We start from the raw sequence: 19,556 nt of genomic DNA on the forward strand, positions 1-19,556 counted from the left end.
TGGGGAACGCCGGAGGATGGGCATGGCGGGAGACATCGTGAATCGTGGGTTACGGGTGTTTGATCTCCATTCGGACCTCGCCGCCGACATCGCGTTTCGACGAGCGTGCGGTGAACGGAGGGTGTTTGCGAGGCGGCATCACCCTCGCTTGCGACAGAGCGGGGTTCAGGCGCTCATTGCGGCCCTGTGGGTGGAGCCGGAGTACCGCGCCAACAGCGTCGGCCGCCTGCTTCAGCTTCTCGGCTCGCTCTTGGCGGATGTGCGAGAATCGGCGGACTGCGTGGCATTGGTGCGTGATCGAACGTCCATGGATAAAGGGCTTTCCGAAGGCAAGACCGCGCTGTTCCTCGGCGTGGAAGGGATGACGTTCGTGGAGCAGTGGCCTCTGCTGGAGGTCGCAACCGGGCGGCCGGATCCGCTGGAGACCGCGATTGCGGCCGATGCGCATCATGGCGCCGGGGGAGACGGGGGTTTGCAAGATTCTGGCTGCGCCGTCACGGTAGTTGATGAAAGACTTGATGAACGCCTCCGCCAGTCGCTGGATCTGCTGTGCGCGGTGGGATTGCGCCATGCCATCCTGGTGTGGGGGGAGTCGAACGCGATTGCGAGTGGACCGGGTGGGCTGTTTCGGCCGGGTATGCGGCAAGGGCTGACCGCATTTGGGCGGCGCGTGGTGCAGACCCTCACGGCGCGCGGTGCGGTGGTGGACTTGTCCCATCTGGATGACGCGTCCATCGACGGGGTGCTGGATGCTGTCGATGGCACGGTCATCGCCAGCCATTCCAACGCCCGTGCCCTGTGTGATGTGCCGCGAAATTTGGAGGATCGGCACATCCGTGAGATCGGCCGCCGCGGCGGCGTGATTGGACTCAACAGCTATCCGAATTTTATCGATCCGGGAATGCCGACCTTGGACCGCCTGGTCGATCACGCCGTCCACATCGCCTCCCTGGTGGGGGTGGAGCACGTCGCCCTCGGGTTTGACTTCACCGACTATTTGCCTGGAGACACCTTCCGGGTGCACCCCGGCGCCGGCTTACGGCGAGTAGAGGATGTGCCCCGGTTGATGGAAACATTCGCAAAAAGGGGGTTCAGCGACGGGGAGATTCGACAGATTGCCTTTGACAATGCCGCACGCGTGATGACAGGCTGAAGCGGGCGTTGGGGGCGCCCGTATGCCAAAAAGACGGAATGATGAAATGGGAGGGAATCGTGTGATGAAGACCTGTGACGAGACCCGGTCAAAGCGTAAGAGAATCGGACTGTCGTTGGCCGCCGTATGTCTGGTCAGCGGGCTGTCACTGGTGGGATGCGGAAGCAACCCGCCGTCCGCCAACCAGGCTGGTGGGACGGCCCCGGCTGGGGCGGCTACGGATCCGACCACACTGACGGTCGCCATGCCGGCCGACGAAGGCACACTGGATCCGGCGGTGACGATGGACAATGCAGCGTGGAAGATCACGTATCCGTGCTACGAGCGCCTGGTCAAATACGACGGGGACAAAACCACCGTCACCTACGATCTGGCGACCTCCTACACCGTCAGTTCGGACGGCAAGAAATACTTGTTCACGTTGCGTGAGGGAGACAAGTTCCCGGACGGGACACCGGTGGACGCGAACGCGGTGAAATTCACCTTCGACCGGCTGATGAAGATCAACAAAGGCCCGGCGGGCGACTTCGAAGAACTCCAGGCGGTAAAGGTGATTGACCCCACGCACGTTGAGTTCGACCTGAAGTACCCCTTTCCGGCGTTTGTGTCGGCGTTGGCCGCCAACTACGCCAGCATCGTCGATCCGAAGGTGATGGAGCATGAAGTGAACGGGGACATGGGGCAGTCCTATTTGGCGACCCATACGATGGGGTCCGGGCCCTACCAGCTGGCGGAGTGGAAAAAGGGACAGTATCTGAAGTTGACCCTCAACCCGGCGTATCAGGGGGCCAAACCGAAACTGCAGACGGTCTATTTCCAGATCATCGGTGACGCTTCGTCGGAACGCCTGCAGTTGGAGAAGGGGCAGGTGGACATCGCCGAGGGCATCCCGGCGGATCAGTTGAAGTCGCTCTCTTCCGAGTCAGGCATCACCGTCGTGGACAAGCCCAGCATGTTGGTGGACTACGTGTACCTGAACGTTGGCAAGGGGAATCCGGCGCTCAAGGACAAGCGGGTGCGCCAGGCCATCAGTTACGCCATTGACTATCAGGGCATCATCCAGTCTTCTCAGGCGGGGAACGCGACGCAGATGCGGGGGCCCATTCCGCAGGGGCTGTGGGGGCATGACGACAGTGCGTTCCAGTACTCGTATCAGCCGGACAAGGCGAAGGCGTTGTTGCAGCAGGCAGGCGTCGGTCATCTGACGCTGACCCTCCTGTATTCCGATCATATGCCCTGGTGGCCGTCCGAGGCATTGGCGATTCAAAGCAATCTGCAACAGGTGGGCATCGAGGTGAAGTTGCAGAACGTGGAGTACGCGACCGAACGCCAGATGTTGGACCAGGGCCAGTTCGACCTCGCGCTCGGTGTCTGGAGTCCCGACTACGCCGATCCGTACATGTTCATGAACTTCTGGTTTGACTCCAAGAATTTCGGATTGGCGGGCAATCGGGCATTCTACAGCAACCCGCAGGTGGATTCCCTGATCCGGCAGGCCGGATCGGTGTCCGATCAGGACCAGCGTACGAAGCTGTACCAGGATGCACAGAAGATCGTGATTGACGACGCACCGTATGTGTATCTCTATCAAAAAAACTACATGCTTCCGATGCGGACCAACGTACATGGATTCGTATACAATCCGATGCTCGAACAAATTTACAACCTGGCCGAGATGTCCAAATCGTGAGGCTGGCAGGTGTAACGACGGGCTGCTCCGTCCGGGTCGTTTGCCGCGGACGGAGCGGGCGGACGGGGTGATCGTTGGATGCTGTATCTCATACGCCAGAGGCTCCTGATGCTGGTTTTCGTGTTGTTCGGGGTGACGCTGTGTACATTCTTCATGTCTCACGTCATCCCGGGCGACCCGGCGCAAATGATGGCCGGGCCCCACGCCAGTGCGGACACGATACGGTCCATCCGGCGTCAACTCGGCCTTGACCGGCCTTTGTGGGTCCAGTACGGCACCTACCTGTGGGGGCTGTTGCACGGGGATCTCGGCGTCTCCATCCGCACCCAACAACCGGTGATCCACGACTTGGCGGCCTTTTTCCCGGCCACGTTGGAGTTGGTCCTGTACGCCTTTCTGTTGGCCATCGTGACGGGGATTCCGCTCGGCGTGCTGGCGGCTGTCAAGCGAAACACGGTATGGGACTATGCGGCCCGCGTGGTGTCCCTCGGCGGGGTGTCCGTCCCCGTTTTCTGGAGTGGTCTGGTGTTGATCCTGCTGTTTTATGCGCGCTTGGGCTGGTTGCCCGCATCCGGCCGCCTGGATCCGAGTCTGCCGCCGCCGCCCACCATCACTGGGCTCTACACCGTGGACAGCGCCCTGACCGGCTACTGGGCGGACTTCTTCAATAGCCTGTGGCATCTGGTGCTGCCGGCGGTCACCTTGTCGTACGTCCAGCTGTCCATCATCGTGCGTCAGGTGCGATCCAGCATGCTTGAGGTGCTCGGCAAAGAGTTCATCCTGACCGGCCGCGCCAACGGGCTCGGACGCGGCTTTCTCATCGTGCGGTACGCGCTGCGCAACGCGTTGGTGCCGACCATCACCGTCATCGGGCTGTCCATCGGTTCTCTGCTGGGCGGGGCCGTGGTGACGGAGACCGTCTTCGACTGGCCGGGGATGGGCAATTATGTCGTGCAGTCCATCGCGAGCCTGGATTTTCCGGCGATCATGGGGTTCACGGTGGTCATCGGCGCTGCCTACGTGCTCATCAACCTGGTGGTCGACCTGCTGCATTACGCGCTCGATCCGCAGATTCGGAGGTGACACGATGTCGACACCCATCGTCGCCCGATCCGCGAGGTACGGCGGTGGACGGATGCTGTGGAAGCAACTGACCGCCAATCGCTTCACCGCCCTGGCCGTGGCCTGTGTCGTGGCGATTGTCCTTCTCGCGCTTCTCGCTCCCTGGCTGGCGCCCGACTCGCCGACCTCCGTGCACCTGTCGCAGCGGCTGAGTCCGCCCAGCGCCCGGCACTGGTTTGGGACGGATGAGGTGGGACGGGATCTCTTCAGCCGCATTCTGTACGGCGCGCGCATCTCGGTCGGGGTCGGCCTGGGCTCCGTTTTGCTGGCCGCGTTGGCGGGGACATTGCTAGGCGCATTCAGCGGGTACTGGGGGCGTTGGGCCGACCAGGGGATCATGCGGTTGATGGACATCCTCTTGTCCTTTCCGTCCATTGTCCTGGCGATGGCCTTGGCGGCGGCTCTCGGGCCCAACCTGTTGAACGCCGCACTGGCCATCGCGATTGTCAAACTGCCGGTATATGTGCGTCTGGCTCGGGCGGAGGCGCTCTCCATCTCCCGGCAGTTGTTCGTGAAGGCGGCCAGGACGTTCGGACTGGGCTCGGGGTGGATTGTCACACGCCACATCATCCCGAATCTGCTGCCGCCGATTGTTGTCCAAATCACGCTCGATCTCGGGGACACCATCCTCCTCATCGCCACGCTCGGCTTCCTCGGACTCGGTGCGCAGCCGCCGACCCCGGAGTGGGGGGCGATGATCAGCGTGGGTTGGAAATACCTTTTGGATCAGTGGTGGTATCCGACGTTGACGGGCGCGGCCATCTTCATCACCGTGATGTCGTTCAACCTGCTGGGCGATGGCGTCCGCGATCTTCTGGATCCCCGGCGACATGAGGAAGGGGGGCGGACGTCGTGACGGAGTCGGTGCTGCAGGTGGAGGAACTGACCCTCTCCTTCCGGACAGCGGCCGGCCTGATACGGGTGCTGCGCGGCGTCAGCTTCGACATCCGGGCAGGGGAATTGGTCGGCTTGGTCGGTGAGTCAGGGTCGGGCAAATCGGTCACCGCTCAGGCGGTCGCACGTCTTCTGCCGGAGGAGACGACCGTGGTGGAGTCCGGACGCATCCTGTTCGCCGGGCGGGACGTGTGCACCATGACGGAGGCGGAGATGCGGGAGATCCGGGGACGGCGCATCGGATACGTGTTCCAGGAACCGATGACGGCGCTCAACCCGGCGATGACGGTGGGCGATCAACTGATGCACGTGATTCGCCACCACCACGGGTGTTCGCGCCGCGAGGCCAGACAACGGGTGCAGCGCGCGTTGGAAGAGGTCCTGATTCACCAGCCGGATCTGGTGGCGCGCCAGTACCCGTTCGAATTGAGCGGTGGCATGCGCCAACGAATTGTCATCGCCTTGGCCATGTCCGCAAATCCCGCTCTGCTCATTGCGGACGAACCCACGACCGCCCTTGACGTGACGGTGCAGGCGGAGATCTTGAAATTGATTCTGCGACTGGCGCGCCAGCATGGGACGGCGGTGCTGTTCATCACGCATGACCTGGGGGTGGTCTCCCAGATCTGCGAACGGATGGTGGTCCTGTATGCCGGTGAGGTGGTGGAGCGGGGGCCGGTACGGGAAATCCTGCGCCATCCAAACCACCCATACACGCGCGCACTGCTGCGAGCGGTCCCGGACGTCGCCAGACGGGGGGAGCCGCTGCAGGCGATTCCAGGGGAGTTGCCGGATCTGCGCCACCTGCCGCCAGGATGCGTGTTTGCACCGCGCTGTGTGCACCGGATGGAGCGATGTGACACCCGTCCGCCGTTGCGCGGCAGCGGGGACACGGCTGTGGCCTGCTGGTGGTCCGGACAGGAGGTGCCGAATCGATGACCGTTCAGGCGCGCGACACACGGGCAGTGGCAGCTGCGGAACCGATCCTGACGCTGCACCAGGTGCAGAAGCGGTTTCTCGTCCGGAAACGGGGCATACGCGTCGAGACGGTGGCCGCCGACCAGGTTTCGTTTACGGTCCGGCGGGGCGAGGTTTTCGGCCTGGTCGGCGAGTCGGGAAGCGGCAAGACGACGCTGGCCAATCTCGTCATGGGTCTGGAGGCGCCCGACGGCGGCGAGATCTCGTTCTGCGGCCGCGTGATCGCATCTCCCGGTCGCCGTCCGCCGTTCCCGTACGGCGACATTCAGATGGTTTTTCAGGACCCGCGCTCCTCGCTCAATCCGCGCATGCGCGTGCACCAGATCCTGACGGAGCCGCTGCGTGCGGTCTCCCCGGAGAGGCGGGCTCAGTTCGGCAGCGAGGCGGCTCTGGTGGAGCTGCTCGGGCAGGTCGGTCTACGGCCGGAATCCCTGCACCGGTTTCCGCACGAGTTCAGCGGAGGCCAGCGCCAGCGAATCGCCATCGCGCGTGCCTTGGTGACGCGCCCGAAGCTGGTGTTGCTCGATGAGCCCACTTCGGCGCTGGACGTGTCGGTACAGGCTCAGGTGATTCAACTGTTGCAGTCGCTGCAGGCGGAGTTCGGTTTGACATACGTGTTCATTTCCCACAACATGGGGGTGGTCCGCTACTTCTGCGATCGCGTTGGGGTGCTGTACCGCGGTCGGCTCGTGGAGGTGGCCGACACGGATACGCTGTTCTCCGCCCCCTCGCATGAATATACACGCCGCCTGCTGGATGCGGTCCCGACGTGGAGTCACGCGGGCGCCGAGCGGCTGGTGGAGGAGGCGCCGAACGGTGGAGTTTGATTATACGAAGTTACGCAGGTTGCGGCAGGAGAAGGGCTTGACCATGCAGGCGCTGGCGGAGAAGTCGGGCGTGAGTGCAAGCCTCATCAGCCAGGTGGAGCGGGGCAAGGTGGTGCCGACGCTCACCGCGTTCTGGCACATCTGCCAAGCGCTCGACGTGCCGATGCACTACTTCTTCGAGAACTCTCAGGACGAAAGCATGGTCGTGCGCCGGGATCAGCGCAAGATCATCCAGTTTCCGGGGTCGCACGTGCGGTATCACCTGCTCAGTCCCACATTGCGCGGGCAGATTGAGTTTCTGTTGGTGGAGATCTCGCCAGGAAAGGCCCACGACCCCGAGGGGATGGTGGCGCACGGGGGCGAGGAGTGCGGTTACGTGCTCGAGGGGGAGATGGTGGTCCGGCTGGGCACGCAGGAGATCCACCTGCGCGAAGGGGACAGCATCTGCTTTCCTTCGTCCACGCCTCATCGTTTTGTCAATCCCGGGACCACCGTGTCGCGTTCCATTTGGGCGATGACGCCGCCCACGTTTTGAGGTATTTGGGAATCGGCCTTCGTGTTTGAAATACGGTACCGCGAGGAGGAGAAGGTCTGTGAGAATCGGCGTACCGAAGGAGATCAAGAACAATGAGAATCGCGTGGCCATCACGCCGGCGGGGGTACACGCGCTGGTCCAAGGCGGGCACCGCGTATTGGTCGAGCATGGCGCGGGGGCGGGTTGCGGCTTTTCAGATGAAGAGTACGCCCGAGCCGGTGCGCGCATGGTCAGCCAGGCGGAGGCATGGAATGAGGCCGATATGGTGCTGAAGGTTAAGGAACCCCTGGAGAGTGAGTACCGGTTCTTCCGGGAGGGACTGGTGTTGTTCACGTACCTGCACCTGGCGGCGGATCCACGCCTGGCCCGCGAGCTGGCGGACAAGCGGGTGGTCGCCATCGCCTACGAGACGGTACAGACGGACCATGGCGCGCTGCCGTTGTTGGCGCCGATGAGCGAGATCGCCGGCCGTATGGCGCCTCAGATTGGCGCTCAGTTCTTGGAGAAGCATTACGGCGGCGGGGGGATCCTACTGGGCGGGGTTCCGGGAGTCCCGGCCGCCCGCGTGGTCATCGTCGGCGGCGGCGCAGTCGGGACGAACGCGGCCAAGATCGCGCTCGGCCTGGGCGCGCGCGTGACCATTTTCGACAAGAACGGCGAACGCCTGCGTTACCTGGATGACCTGTTCGGGGGCCGCGTCGAAACCGTGATGTCGAATGCGTACGATCTCGCGGCGGCGGTCGCGACGGCGGACTTGGTGATTGGCTGCGTCCTCATCCCGGGCGCGAAGGCGCCGAAGCTGGTGACCGAGCCGATGGTACGCTCGATGAAGCCGGGTTCGGTCATTGTCGACGTCGCCATTGACCAGGGCGGGTCCATCGAGACGGTGGACCATATCACCACGCATGACGATCCGGTCTATATCCGGCACGGGGTGGTGCATTACGCGGTCGCGAACATGCCTGGGGCGGTGGCGCGCACGGCCACCCTGGCGCTCACGAACGCCACTCTGCCCTATGTGGAACGGATTGCCCGCGACGGTTGGCAGTCCGCCGCCCGGCAGCATGCCCCCATCGCCCGCGGTGTGAACCTCGCCGGCGGCCGAGTCACGCATCCTGCGGTGGCGGACTCGGTCGGGCTGCCCTACACGCATCTGCAGGAGATGTTGGCGTCGTGAATACATCCCGGACACCGCAACCGTGTGCACAACCGTGTGCGCCAGTCGATCCGGCGCACACGCCCGCTTCTGGCCGTTGGCGGGACACCTGGGCCGAGGTGGACCTGGGTGCCATTATGGAAAACGTGCGATCCGTCCTCCTACACATTCGCCGCCCCGCTGGCATCGCCGGCGCGGGCGGCCACACCATGCCCGGCGCTCACACCGAGCCCGGTGCCCACACTGAGCCCGGTGCCCACACTGAGCCCGGCACTCGCACCGAATCCGGCCCGAAGCTCATGGCCGTGGTCAAGGCGGATGCCTACGGGCACGGCGCTGTGCCGGTCGCCCGAGCCGCGTTGGCCGCCGGGGCGGATTGGCTCGGCGTGGCCACGCTGGGCGAGGCGATGGAGTTGCGCGAGGCGGGACTTCGCGCTCCAATCCTGGTGCTCGGCCACGTCGACGCGCGGCACGCGCCCATCGCGGCGGAAGCTGGCATCACGCTGACCGTTGCCTCCCTGACGCACGCCTTCGCCCTGGCCGAGACGGCGCTTTCGCAGCCTCTGTCGGTGCACCTCAAGCTCGACAGCGGCATGAGCCGCATCGGTGTGCGCACGGTGGAGGAGGTGCACCAGGTCGCCGACGCCCTCGACGGCACGCCCGTGCGCGTGACGGGCGCGTTCACCCACTTTGCCCGCGCGGACGAGGCGGACCTGGCCCCGGCGCTGGAGCAGTGGGCGCGTGCTCAACCTCTCTTTGACGCGGTCAAATCCCGCTGGCCCGCCGATGCCCTTCTCCTGCACGCCGCCAACTCAGCGGGCATCTTGGCGTTGCCCGCCGCGCATCTGGACATGGTGCGGCTCGGCATCAGCCTGTACGGCGTGTATCCGTCGGGCGAGGTGGCGCGCACCGTGCCGCTGCGGCAAGCTCTGCGCCTGTACACGCGGGTGGTCCAGCTTAAGCGCGTCCCGGCCGGGACGGCGGTGAGCTACGGCGGCACCCACGTGACCCGGGCGCCGGCGCTGCTGGCCACGTTGCCCATCGGCTATGCGGACGGGCTGCTGCGCGCGCTCTCGAACCGAGGCTATGTCCAGATCCGCGGCGTCCGCTGCCCGATGGTGGGGCGGGTGTGCATGGACCAGGTGGTCGTGGATGCGACGGCGGTGCCGGACATCCAGGAGGGCGACGTGGCGACGGTGTACGACGAGCATTCTCTGGCCGATCTCGCGGATCGCGCAGGCACCATCCCGTACGAACTGCTCTGTGCCATCTCTCGGCGCGTCCCGCGCGTCTACCGCCAGCCCGACTGACGGTGGCGCCTGACGTTGACCGGCTGGGCCTGGGTGAGGTCGGCCCCGGTGGGATCGCTCGGAACGGCCAGGTGTGGGTCGCGTCCCAAGGATGAGCGCGGTGGCCGCCTGCCACTCGGAGAGGCGCCTGGCCCGACGAACCGGCGGGCACATCAGGACTGAACAGCCAGCACCTCTCGGGCGCGCCTGAAAAACGCGGGGAACTCTGCCGCGAGGCCGTACGGATCGGTCTCCACAAAGGTGCGCAGGCGGCTGCGCTGTACGGTATCCAGTTCCGGTTCGCGCTGGAGGATGTGCTCGCCGCAGGTGGCCAACAACTGCCGCGTCCACGCTTGGGGCGATTCAAAATACTGGAGGACGTCGGCGAGGGCAAACGATGAGATGAGTCCCTCCGCCTCGGCGTCGCGAAACACCGACTCGTCCATCACCAGCGGGGTGTGCACGCGCACCCCGCGCTCCTCCAACCGGTTTTTTCCCTCCTGGCCGCGCACCGCGACCGTGAATGTGTCCTCACATGTCATCCCCGCCGCGGTCAGCGCAGGCAGCCAATGATTCACATAACTCGATCCGGTGTTCAAAATATCCGCCACATGCAGCACATGGACCGGCTTTGCACGCGGTTGGAGCATGGAGGGCTGATCCGGCCACACGGTGCCATTCTTATATAGGTATACATGAGGGATGCTCAGCGTCTGTGCGAGCGGAATGGAGAAGAACCAGTCGCGCCGTTCACCGCCCGAAATGGCGGCCGGGAGGTCGGGGAACATACGGGTGAACGCCGCAGAGAGCAGGGAGATGGCCTCCTGGTAGCCTGCGTCGGAGCGGTACGCAGACAGGACGATTTCGCGAATCTGCGGGGAGCGCTCGCTGGCCTCCGCCGTGCTGGCGAGGACCTGGTTGATGCGGGAGAGCGTGCCGGCGACGTGATCGCCTGCGAGTCGTTCGACATGGATGTAAAAGGGGCCGGGTTTCCCGGACGTGTACCAGAACGGAAGGTCAATGGGCGTCTTTCGCACCCGGATGGCCTCCGAACGGACCAGGAGGCTGAGCAACTGGCGCTGGGTGGCATTGGCATCCATGAGGGTCACCTTTCTGAATGGATTCCGTGATGGATTTGATTATGGAAAGAATCCGTTCCTCCACGCGCGACGAGGGATCTCGCGGGCATTTGAATCAAGATTATACGTGGCTCCCGGCCGGGGTGCAAGATGAAGGAGGGAGGCCGCAAGCGCGCGGCGGGGCGAGGTTTCCACAAATTCTTCGGACCGTTTGGGAGACGGAGACGGTATAATGGCCTGTGGAGTGTGATGAAGGAGTCGATGGCCGATGGCGAGATCGAGGCTGAGAAAGGCGAAAGCGGGCAATCCGGAGAAACCCGTCGAGCGCTCTCTGACGTGGCGGGCGAACTTCCTATATGGGATGACGTTCTTGGCCTGCCTGTCGCTGATCCTGCGCTTGGGGTACCTGCAGATTGCGCGCGGCGAAGAGTTTCGCCAGACGGCCGCCACCGCCCGCGAGGACACCATTCCGGTGCTGCCGGCGCGGGGGCGCATCTACGACGCGAACGGCAACCTGCTCGCGTACGACAAGCCGGCGTACGCCCTCTATCTGGCCAACGACCGATCGCTCAAGCCGCAGTTTCCGGCCATCGCCGCCAAACTGGCGCCGGTGCTGAAGGTCAAGGAGAGCGACTTGCTCGAGACCATGCAAAAACAGACGTACCTGTCGCAGATTGAGCTGGCGACGGGGTTGACGGACCAGCAGCTGGCGTGGGTGGAGGAGCATCGCTCGGAGCTGCCGGGCGTCGACGTCATGGTGGAGTCGCAGCGGACGTATCCCTACGGGGTGCTGGCCGGACAGGTGCTCGGGTACACGGGCCCCATCACGGCGGAGACGAAGGCGCACTATGTGGATGAACTCGGCTATCTGCAGACGCAGAAAGTCGGTGTTGCCGGTCTGGAGTTGCAGTATGAGAGCGTCCTGCAGGGCAAGAAGGGCAAGCAGATTGTGCAGGTCAACAGCAATGGCAATCCGATTCAGACACTGGACTATGACCCGGCGCCTGTCCCAGGGGCGAACCTGCAGTTGACGCTCGATGGCCACCTGCAGGCCATCGCCCAGCAGGCCCTGATGGATGCTGTGGAGAAGTCCAAGTACAGCGAAAACATCCACGACGCCGAGGCGGTCGTGCTCGACGTGAAGACCGGCGGGGTGCTGGCGATGGTCAGCTACCCGTACCTCGATCCCAATTGGTACATCGGCGGATCGAAGACGCTCAATCCGCACCTGCACTATCTCGCGACGTCGGGGGCCCAGTTGAACAACGTGATCCAGAGCCCGCGCACGCCCGGATCGACCGTCAAGATGGCGAACCTGGTGACGGCGCTGAAAAACGGCATCGTGACACCGAACACGGTGTTTCAGGACCACACCATCACCCGCATCGGCGCGGACGCGCGCCTCAGCGACAACGGCGAGTACCACGGCCTGGTGACGCCGGTCAAGGCCATCGCCGTATCCTGCGACACCTTCTTCTACGAGGTGGGCCTGTGGCTCGGCAAGTGGATGGGCGCGGATGCCTCCAGCGGCGGCGGCTTCACAGGGGCGTCATCGTACCGGGAGTGGCTCAACACCCAGTTCGCCCGGGGCATCACCACCCTCTTTCAGGGAGAGCGGGATTTCGGGCTGGGCGCCAAGACCGGGATTGACCTGCCCTACGAGGCCCAGGGCCGATTCTATGTGGAGGATTCGCGCAAACAGATGCAGCGCGTGCAACTGGACTTGGACAAGGCGGAGGCGTCGTTGAAGAAAAACGGCAGCTACCCGCTCTACGGCTCCCCGGCCGACCTGGCGTTCGCGGGCATCGGGCAGACGCAGCAGTTCACGCCGATTGAGTTGGCGCAGTACGTGGCCACCATCGCCAACAACGGGGTGCGGCTGCAACCGCATCTGGTGGCAAAGATTGTCCCGCAGGACGGAAGCCCGCCTCAGGAGATCAAGCCGGTGGTGCAGGCGAAGCTGAACATCCCGGCACAGTACTTGAAGATTGTGCAGGAGGGCATGCACGAGGCGACCACCGTCGGAACGGCGGCGGGGGCGTTCCAGGGCGCACCGTATGCGGCGGCGGGCAAGACGGGGACGGCGCAGATCACGGAGGGCGGCGTGAACATGGACAACTCGGTGTTCGTCGGTTACGCGCCGTTTGACAACCCGCAGATTGCGGTCTGCGTCATGGTCCCGGGCGCCGGCTACGGCGCGGAGACGGCGGCGCCGGTGGCACGCCAGTTGATGGACGCCTACTTCCAGGAGCACCACCAGTTCTTCCCGAAAGAACAGTGGTCGGACACTCAGATCCCGGCGGACTACAAGATGTGGTCTTCGTACGTCAAGCCGGAGCAGGCCAAGTGAGCCAAAGGAGATGTGCGGTCATCCCCCTGCCTGGGGCAGGGGGATTTTTCTAGGGGGCGTAGGCAGGAATCCACTCCCTTGGTGTCGAACTCTGCTGTCGGATGATGGAGGATTTCGACGGCAGACGACACCGACGGAGGGGATGATGTGAAACACAGGATGTGGATGGCCGTCGCCGCGTCGTCGCTGCTCGGTCTGACGATGGCGGTGCCGGCGTCGGAAGCGAATGAGTTGACGCAAAAACAGGCCCAGATGCGTGCCCTTCAAGCCGAGGCGGCGCAGGTGAACCAACAGGCCGCGCATGATCAGGCGCAGGCGCAACAATTGCAGCAGGCGATCCAGTCGTACAGCGACTCCATCGCGGCCGTGCAGCGGCAGGCGGACGCGAACGCGAAGGAAATCGCGACATTGAATCAACAGCTGAAAGCGCTGCAGGACCGGATCGCCAAGACGCAGCAGGAACTGGACCAGGATCAACAGCGGCTTCAGGACAGTGTGCGCGCGGTGTATGAAGACGGCACGGTATCGTATCTCGAGGTGTTGTTCCACAGCACCAGTTTTTCCGACCTGCTCGACCGGATGGACGCCTTGGCGCGCATCGCGGACCAGCAGCGCCAACTGGCGGCGCAGGTGCGCGCGTTGCGGGATTCGTTGCAGCACGAACAGCAGTCGAAGGCGGCGACCGTGCAGACGCTGCAGAAGAAGCAGCACGAGTACGAGCTGCTGATTGCGACGAACCGCCAGCTTCAGGAGCAGAAGAAACGCGCCTATTCGGACGCGATGGCGCGGGTCCATGCGGACGTGCAGAAGAAAGGGATGCTGGAGAGCCAGATCCGGCTGACGCAGCAGCAGATTGAGGCCATTCAGGCACAGACCCGCCAGGCGGAGGCGAAGATGCAGAACGCGTCGTACGTCGCCCAGGCCACGCAGCATCTGGCCAGCGCCGATGCGTCGGCCATCATCCGCTACGCCGAGCAGTTCATCGGCACGCCCTACGTGTGGGGCGGGACCAGCCCCGGCGGGTTCGACTGCTCCGGCTTCACGCAGTACGTGTTCGGCCACTTCGGCATCTCCCTCGGCCGCACAGCCGCTGACCAGTTCGGGCAGGGCGTCCCGGTCTCCCAAGCCGACCTCCAGCCCGGGGATCTCGTCTTCTTCAGCACCTACGCCCCCGGGGCCACCCATGTGGGGATCTACATCGGCGGCGGCATGATGATTAACGCCGAGGACGCCGGCTGCAAGATCACCTCCATCAACAGCTCCTACTGGGCTCCGCGTTACATCGGCGCCCGCCGCGTCATCAAGGGATGACGCGGCGGTGCCCCGCGACCGGGGCGGGTGACTCCGGATTTCGTCTGTCCGCCATCTCCGCGAGCAAGGGGCCCGGCAGGGCCGACGTCATGGCTGGCCCAAGTTTTCTCGGCATTGCCTGCGCATGGCTTCCCGCTGTTCCGGTTTCAATCGCGGACAGGTGTAACAGTATTGACCCCCCTGGGTTTGGTAGTACAGACAACAGGCGGACTTTATCGGAACCCGTTTCTGCGGGTCTGCGATGTCTTCCACGAGACGAGGGCGCACACAAAACGGATTTTTCCTCAACCCGAACACGCCCGGGTCCAGGTCATGCAGCGCATTCCAGTCCTCCAAAATCCGATCCCGGACCGGTTCAGTCCTCGCCAGAGACAGCATCACCCCCTTGAAGTACAAGAGGCGTGCGGGCAGCTGTCCCCACAATTGGCCGAGATGCATGTGCGCCGCGGCCGAGATGGCATGGAACACCGGCGCGAGCGTCCGGCTGTACACATCGGACAACGCACGTGAGCGCTGAAGGGTTCGCTCAGGTCCCGTCGTCGGAAGCGGGCGCTCCGACCAGCGTTGGAGCCCAAAGGACAGCCGGTGGCGCTCGTGGTCTTGATAAATCTGGATGGTGAGGTTCGGCAAGGAGACGTCGATGACGCGGTTCTCGACGGACAGCATGTACTGCTGCGCCACCGCCAGGTCTCCCGCGTAGGCGCAGAAAAACGCGGCCGCCGGTTGCAGGCGGTCGGCGCGGATCCCCTGGGCGTAGACGGAGAGGAACCGCGCCGCGCCATCCGGCGTCAGCAGTTCGGTGAGAGGAACGGACATCACCAGGTGGTCTTCAGGGAACGGAGCCGTATGAACTTGCAGCGGAAGTTGTTCCGAAAACACCGCGGGCCGAGCGGACATCTCGCTCACCTCCTGCGGCGCTCACCGGGATGCGGCCGCGGCGTCCTGTGCGCCGGCCAAACCGTAGGGAAGGCAGAGCGGTGTCCCGGTCCTCCGGTCGAAGACGATGTCCGCCTCGACACCGAACACATCCCGAAGGGTTTGCCGCGTGATCACCTCATGGGGCGATCCTTCGCAGACCACTTCTCCCGACTGAATGACGACCAAGTGATGCGCGTATCGCGAGGCCAGGTTCAGGTCATGCAACACCATCACAATGGTTCGTCCCTGTTCCCGGTTCAATTTCTCCAGGAGTTGGAGCACTTCCAGTTGATGCGTGACATCGAGGAAGGTGGTGGGCTCGTCCAGGAACAGGATGTCCGTCTGCTGCGCGAGGATCATCGCGATCCAGGCCCGCTGACGTTGCCCCCCGGACAGCCGATGGACAGGGCGATCCCGCAGCTCCTCCATGCCCGTGATGCGCATGGCCCACTCGATGGCTTCTCTGTCGGATGCGGTCAACCCCAGCCTTCGCTGATGTGGAAACCGGCCATACGCCACCAACTCCGAGACGGTCATTCCTTCCGGTGCGGTCGCTTGTTGAGGCAGAATGGCCAGCTGTTTGGCGACCTCTTGCGTCGGCAGCGCGTGGATGGCCTTGCCGTCGAGGATGACCGCGCCTGAATGCGGTCGCAAAATCCGGGCCATGGCCTTCAAGATGGTGGATTTTCCGGAACCGTTGGGACCCACCAGGACAGTGATCTTTCCATCCGGAACGGACAGGTTCAGGTCCGGCACAACGGGGGTTCCACCGTAGGTGATGCGGAGCTGTTCCGCGCGCAATCTTGCCATGTTGCACCCTCCCGTCTGGAAATGGGATGGACATCCCACGCTGAGGTGGTGGTCAGGAGTCGGATTTGGCCAGCAGATACAGAAAATACGGCGCCCCCATCACGGCGACCACGATGCCCGTGGGCACTTCGGAGGGCTGCAGGATGCACCGTCCAATCGTATCCGCCACCAGGAGTAACAGCGCCCCGGTCAGACCGGCGGCCGCAAGCTGGTACCGGTGGTTGGAACCGACCAGGCGCCGCGCGATGTGCGGGGCGATGAGGCCGGCAAAACTGATGTTTGCCCCGACCGCGACGCACGCACAGGACAGGCCGACCGCGAGGACCATGAGCGCCTTGCGTTCCCTGTCGAGCTTGGCCCCCAGCCCGATGGCCATCTCGTCGCCGAGGCCAAGTACGTTCAACACGTTCGATTTGCGATAGACCATCGGCAGCAGCACCACCAGCCACGGAAGCAGAGCCAAGACAAACGGCCAGCTGGTTCCCCAAATGCTCCCGGACATCCATTCCAACACATACTGGTATCGCTCCGGACTCAGCTTGACCGTCAGAATGATCATGGCCGCATCCAGCCCCGCCGCCACCGCGATGCCCGAGAGGACGAGGCGCACCGGAGACAGGCCTTCGTGCCTCCTGATGCTCAGGGCATGGGTCAGGCCGGCGGCCAATCCGCCGCCGGCCAAGGCCAGCAAGGGGACCATGAACACGGGAACATCCTCGTTCGTCGGGTATGCAAACGTGAACAAAATGACCATCAGGCTGGCCCCTGCATTGATGCCGAGGATGCCGGGATCGGCGAGGGCGTTGCGCGAGACGCCTTGCAGAATGCACCCTGAAATGGCGAAACCGATTCCTATGAAGATGGACATGATGATGCGCGGCAGCCGGAAATGATACAGGATGAGCTCCTGTTGACCGGTGCCGGCGCCGGCCAAGGTTCGGATCACGTCCAACGGGGACAACCGAATGTATCCCGTGTTCATGCTGACGAAAAAGGCCACGACCAGCAGTGCGGCCAGAACGCACAGGGTACCCGTCACGCGCATTCGGGGTTTGTCCGTCCTCACGGACAGCCGGACCGTATGCTCCGTCATTCGAATCTCTTCCCTCCCCTGCGAATCAACAGGATGAAGAATGGCACCCCTATCAACGCAATCAACGCGCCGACCGGCGTTTCGTAGGGAGGGTGAACCATTCTCGCCGCGACGTCGGCGAGCAGCATCAGCAAACTGCCGAGCAGCGCGGAGGCCGGGATGATCTGCCGGTAATCCACGCCGACCAGACGGCGGGCGATGTGCGGGATGATCAACCCGACGAAGCTGACGGACCCGACCACGGACACGGCCCCGCCGGCCAACACGAGCACAATCAAGGCACAGGCCATCTTCACCCATCCCGTGCGCTGCCCGAGACCGGCGGCCACGTCGTCGCCGAGGCTGAGCAGGGTGACGGAGCGCGCCATCAGCAGCGCGCCCGTCAAAGCCGCAATCACCCACGGAAACAGCAGTTTCACCTGAAGCCACCTGGCCCCCGCGATGCCGCCGGCGTACCAAAAGGCCAGGTCCTGGCCGACTTGAAAATGAATGGCGACGGCCTCGCTGAGGGCGGTGAACAGGGTGGACACCGCCGCCCCCGCCAGCGTCAGGCGGACGGGGGTCAGTCCGCGGGGGGAGAGGGAACCGATGCCGAACACCAGTCCCGCCCCCATGGCGGCGCCGGCAAATCCACACCCAGTCAAGTTCAGGTAGGAGAGCCCGGGGGCGAGGGCGAAACAGATGGCCAGCGCCAGCCCGGCTCCCGCATTCAGGCCGAGCAGTCCGGCGTCCGCCAGCGGGTTGCGCGTCATTCCCTGCATGATGGCGCCGGCCACCGCGAAGCTCGACCCCGTAAGGATGGCGCAGAGGGTCCGCGGGATCCGAAGTCCCCAGACGATTTGCTCCTCGATGGAACCTGGCCGGTGCCCCATCAGGGTTTGCCACACGGTGTGCAGCGACAGATTCGAAGCGCCGGCGGCCACGGACAGCCCAGCCGCAAGCACCAGGGCCGCCATGCCGCCGAACCACACGGCCCCCTTCGCCAGGGGCGGCAACCGCCTCCAAGCCCTGGTCTGATTCTCATCTCCGCTGGCCGTCCGCGTTTGCACAGATGTCGTGTTCACGCAACCTTCCCCTCACTGGCCGGACGATTGTCCCTGCTGTTCCTTTGCCTTTTCGGTCAGCATGCGGACGAACAGGTCAATCTGCTTGGTGATGGAAATCGGATCATACGGATAGAACGTGTTGAAATCGTTGTAAAAGACATCGCCCTCCTTGACGGCTTTCAGGCCGTTCCAGACCGGGGATTGCCGCAAGTCCTTGAGCGCCTGGCCCTTGTGCTGCGGGTCGTAGGTGGTGAGGAACATGTAATCGGCCGCATACTGCGGGAGGGTTTCCAGCGAGATTTGCAGGTACTCCTTCTTGCTCTCCGCAAGCTTCGGGGGCATCTTCATCTGCAGCGCGTTGTAGAGAGCCTGTCCGCCGCGGCCGAAATTGTCTCCGAACACCCACAGGTCGCCCTTATCCGTCAGTTCATACAGACCGGCGGTGGCCTTGGGATCGATCACGCCTTTCAGCGCGTTGCGCCCGTTTTCCGCCGCTTTCTCGTACTGGGCCAGAACTTGCTCGCCCTGTTCCTTCTCGCCGACAATGTTCTCAAAGAAGCGCACCGTCTCCTGGATATTGTGCGTGGTTCCAAACGGGATGTAGAGGGTTGGCGCGATCTTCGACAACTCGTCGTAGTTCTTGTCGCTGTCGGTGACAATCAGGTCCGGCTTGAGGGACAGCGCCTTCTCGACGTTGATGGGGTCGCCGACATCGGTTGCATCTTTCAACTGGTCTTTCAAAAACGGGTTGCCAAACTCCAACGGGGCGGCGCCGACGACGTGACCTCCGACGGAAATCAATTCACCCGCATAGTAGTCCGTCACGATGCGCTGAGGGTGCGCCGGGATGGTCACGTCTCCCTTGACTGTCTTGATGGTGCGTGTTGCCGCTTCTGACGTTGCACCCGTGGCGTTGCTCGCATTGGAGCTGTTGCCGCCTGCGGTGCCACAGGCCGTGACCAACGCGGCGACGATGGCGCACGTTGCGCCCGCGCGAACCAATCTTCCACCCACTCTCCAGTGTGCAACCAAGGTTTTGCTTCCTCCTTTTCGCGATGCGCCATTTCGGCGATGAATGTTGATCAAATTAGTCATGTTTTGCACGTGAACATCATAGTCATAGCGGACGCTAATTGCAATAGTTCATGGGGAGACATTGAGCTTCCTTCACCCCGCCACGGGGAGAAATTGAGCTTCCTTTACCCCGCCAGTTAAAGTCTCAAGTAGTGGTGTAAAATCCGTCGTTCACAATTGACGACGAAGCCACCGTGCGTGTCTACTAGAAAGTGACGCAACCAACTAGTA

17 protein-coding genes are annotated in these 19,556 nt (G+C 63.6%); 11 read left to right on the top strand and 6 right to left on the bottom strand.

Features of this window, described 5'->3' with window-relative positions; genetic code table 11:
- Positions 1-22: 22 nt before the first annotated feature.
- The 9 genes from BM357_RS10250 (at position 23) to alr (ending at position 9,665) form a co-directional block, all read left to right on the top strand.
- The gene (locus tag BM357_RS10250; protein ID WP_074952563.1) at positions 23-1,153 is read left to right on the top strand and encodes a dipeptidase; all 1,131 of its coding nucleotides are present in this window, start codon (positions 23-25) and stop codon (positions 1,151-1,153) included.
- 64 nt (positions 1,154-1,217) lie between these two features.
- Positions 1,218-2,843, top strand: coding sequence for an ABC transporter substrate-binding protein (locus BM357_RS10255; RefSeq protein ID WP_074952650.1), 1,626 nt, complete (start codon positions 1,218-1,220; stop codon positions 2,841-2,843).
- A 78-nt stretch (positions 2,844-2,921) separates the two neighbouring features.
- Positions 2,922-3,926: an ABC transporter permease gene (locus tag BM357_RS10260; RefSeq protein ID WP_074952566.1), complete on the top strand. Its 1,005-nt coding sequence runs from the start codon at positions 2,922-2,924 to the stop codon at positions 3,924-3,926.
- A gap of 4 nt (positions 3,927-3,930) precedes the next feature.
- Entirely contained in the window at positions 3,931-4,821 is an 891-nt protein-coding gene (locus BM357_RS10265) for an ABC transporter permease subunit (protein WP_074952569.1), read from the top strand.
- Entirely contained in the window at positions 4,818-5,798 is a 981-nt protein-coding gene (locus tag BM357_RS10270; RefSeq protein ID WP_074952572.1) for an ABC transporter ATP-binding protein, read from the top strand. The genes BM357_RS10265 and BM357_RS10270 overlap by 4 nt, the downstream gene beginning before the upstream one ends.
- Positions 5,795-6,664, top strand: coding sequence for an ATP-binding cassette domain-containing protein (locus BM357_RS10275; protein WP_074952574.1), 870 nt, complete (start codon positions 5,795-5,797; stop codon positions 6,662-6,664). The genes BM357_RS10270 and BM357_RS10275 overlap by 4 nt, the downstream gene beginning before the upstream one ends.
- Positions 6,654-7,199, top strand: coding sequence for a helix-turn-helix domain-containing protein (locus BM357_RS10280; RefSeq protein WP_074952576.1), 546 nt, complete (start codon positions 6,654-6,656; stop codon positions 7,197-7,199). The genes BM357_RS10275 and BM357_RS10280 overlap by 11 nt, the downstream gene beginning before the upstream one ends.
- Positions 7,200-7,257: 58 nt before the next feature.
- Positions 7,258-8,376: an alanine dehydrogenase gene (gene ald / locus BM357_RS10285; RefSeq protein WP_074952579.1), complete on the top strand. Its 1,119-nt coding sequence runs from the start codon at positions 7,258-7,260 to the stop codon at positions 8,374-8,376.
- The gene (gene alr, locus BM357_RS10290; protein ID WP_139234658.1) at positions 8,373-9,665 is read left to right on the top strand and encodes an alanine racemase; all 1,293 of its coding nucleotides are present in this window, start codon (positions 8,373-8,375) and stop codon (positions 9,663-9,665) included. Before ald ends, alr begins: the two co-directional genes overlap by 4 nt.
- Before the next feature lie 152 nt (positions 9,666-9,817).
- Here the strand turns inward: alr and BM357_RS10295 are convergent, their stop codons facing one another.
- Complete coding sequence (locus BM357_RS10295) at positions 9,818-10,744, bottom strand: hypothetical protein (protein ID WP_074952585.1); 927 nt, start codon at positions 10,742-10,744, stop codon at positions 9,818-9,820.
- Positions 10,745-10,991: 247 nt separating this feature from the next.
- On the opposite strand from BM357_RS10295, the gene BM357_RS10300 reads away from it, so the two are divergent.
- Positions 10,992-13,073, top strand: a complete 2,082-nt coding sequence (locus tag BM357_RS10300; protein WP_074952589.1) for a peptidoglycan D,D-transpeptidase FtsI family protein — start codon at positions 10,992-10,994, stop codon at positions 13,071-13,073.
- A gap of 147 nt (positions 13,074-13,220) precedes the next feature.
- Positions 13,221-14,384 (top strand): C40 family peptidase, encoded by a 1,164-nt coding sequence (locus BM357_RS10305; protein ID WP_074952592.1) that lies wholly within the window; start codon positions 13,221-13,223, stop codon positions 14,382-14,384.
- Positions 14,385-14,471: 87 nt separating this feature from the next.
- On the opposite strand, the gene BM357_RS10310 is transcribed toward BM357_RS10305, so the two are convergent.
- The 5 genes from BM357_RS10310 to BM357_RS10330 are packed head-to-tail and all read right to left on the bottom strand — an operon-like array spanning position 14,472 to position 19,265.
- Positions 14,472-15,281: a (2Fe-2S)-binding protein gene (locus BM357_RS10310; RefSeq protein ID WP_074952595.1), complete on the bottom strand. Its 810-nt coding sequence runs from the start codon at positions 15,279-15,281 to the stop codon at positions 14,472-14,474.
- 21 nt (positions 15,282-15,302) lie between these two features.
- Positions 15,303-16,112 carry an ABC transporter ATP-binding protein gene (locus tag BM357_RS10315; protein ID WP_074952598.1) on the bottom strand — a complete coding sequence of 270 codons (810 nt, stop codon included), beginning with the start codon at positions 16,110-16,112 and terminating at the stop codon, positions 15,303-15,305.
- 52 nt (positions 16,113-16,164) lie between these two features.
- Entirely contained in the window at positions 16,165-17,205 is a 1,041-nt protein-coding gene (locus BM357_RS10320) for a FecCD family ABC transporter permease (protein ID WP_074952602.1), read from the bottom strand.
- The gene (locus BM357_RS10325) at positions 17,202-18,254 is read right to left on the bottom strand and encodes a FecCD family ABC transporter permease (protein ID WP_074952653.1); all 1,053 of its coding nucleotides are present in this window, start codon (positions 18,252-18,254) and stop codon (positions 17,202-17,204) included. Before BM357_RS10325 ends, BM357_RS10320 begins: the two co-directional genes overlap by 4 nt.
- Positions 18,255-18,281: 27 nt before the next feature.
- Positions 18,282-19,265 (bottom strand): ABC transporter substrate-binding protein, encoded by a 984-nt coding sequence (locus tag BM357_RS10330; RefSeq protein WP_074952605.1) that lies wholly within the window; start codon positions 19,263-19,265, stop codon positions 18,282-18,284.
- Positions 19,266-19,556 lie beyond the last annotated feature (291 nt).

The sequence above is a fragment of the Paenalicyclobacillus macrosporangiidus genome (genome assembly GCF_900116805.1).
Lineage (GTDB): Bacteria > Bacillota > Bacilli > Alicyclobacillales > Alicyclobacillaceae > Alicyclobacillus_H > Alicyclobacillus_H macrosporangiidus.

Bases quoted from the DNA above. Each gene is read 5' to 3' on its own strand.
- BM357_RS10320 (WP_074952602.1), bottom strand. From the start codon at position 17,205: ATGACGGAGCATACGGTCCGGCTGTCCGTGAGGACGGACAAACCCCGA.
- BM357_RS10315 (WP_074952598.1), bottom strand. From the start codon at position 16,112: ATGGCAAGATTGCGCGCGGAACAGCTCCGCATCACCTACGGTGGAACC.
- BM357_RS10255 (WP_074952650.1), top strand. From the start codon at position 1,218: ATGAAGACCTGTGACGAGACCCGGTCAAAGCGTAAGAGAATCGGACTG.
- BM357_RS10310 (WP_074952595.1), bottom strand. From the start codon at position 15,281: ATGTCCGCTCGGCCCGCGGTGTTTTCGGAACAACTTCCGCTGCAAGTT.
- BM357_RS10265 (WP_074952569.1), top strand. From the start codon at position 3,931: ATGTCGACACCCATCGTCGCCCGATCCGCGAGGTACGGCGGTGGACGG.
- BM357_RS10260 (WP_074952566.1), top strand. From the start codon at position 2,922: ATGCTGTATCTCATACGCCAGAGGCTCCTGATGCTGGTTTTCGTGTTG.
- BM357_RS10295 (WP_074952585.1), bottom strand. From the start codon at position 10,744: ATGGATGCCAATGCCACCCAGCGCCAGTTGCTCAGCCTCCTGGTCCGT.
- BM357_RS10250 (WP_074952563.1), top strand. From the start codon at position 23: ATGGCGGGAGACATCGTGAATCGTGGGTTACGGGTGTTTGATCTCCAT.
- BM357_RS10300 (WP_074952589.1), top strand. From the start codon at position 10,992: ATGGCGAGATCGAGGCTGAGAAAGGCGAAAGCGGGCAATCCGGAGAAA.
- BM357_RS10275 (WP_074952574.1), top strand. From the start codon at position 5,795: ATGACCGTTCAGGCGCGCGACACACGGGCAGTGGCAGCTGCGGAACCG.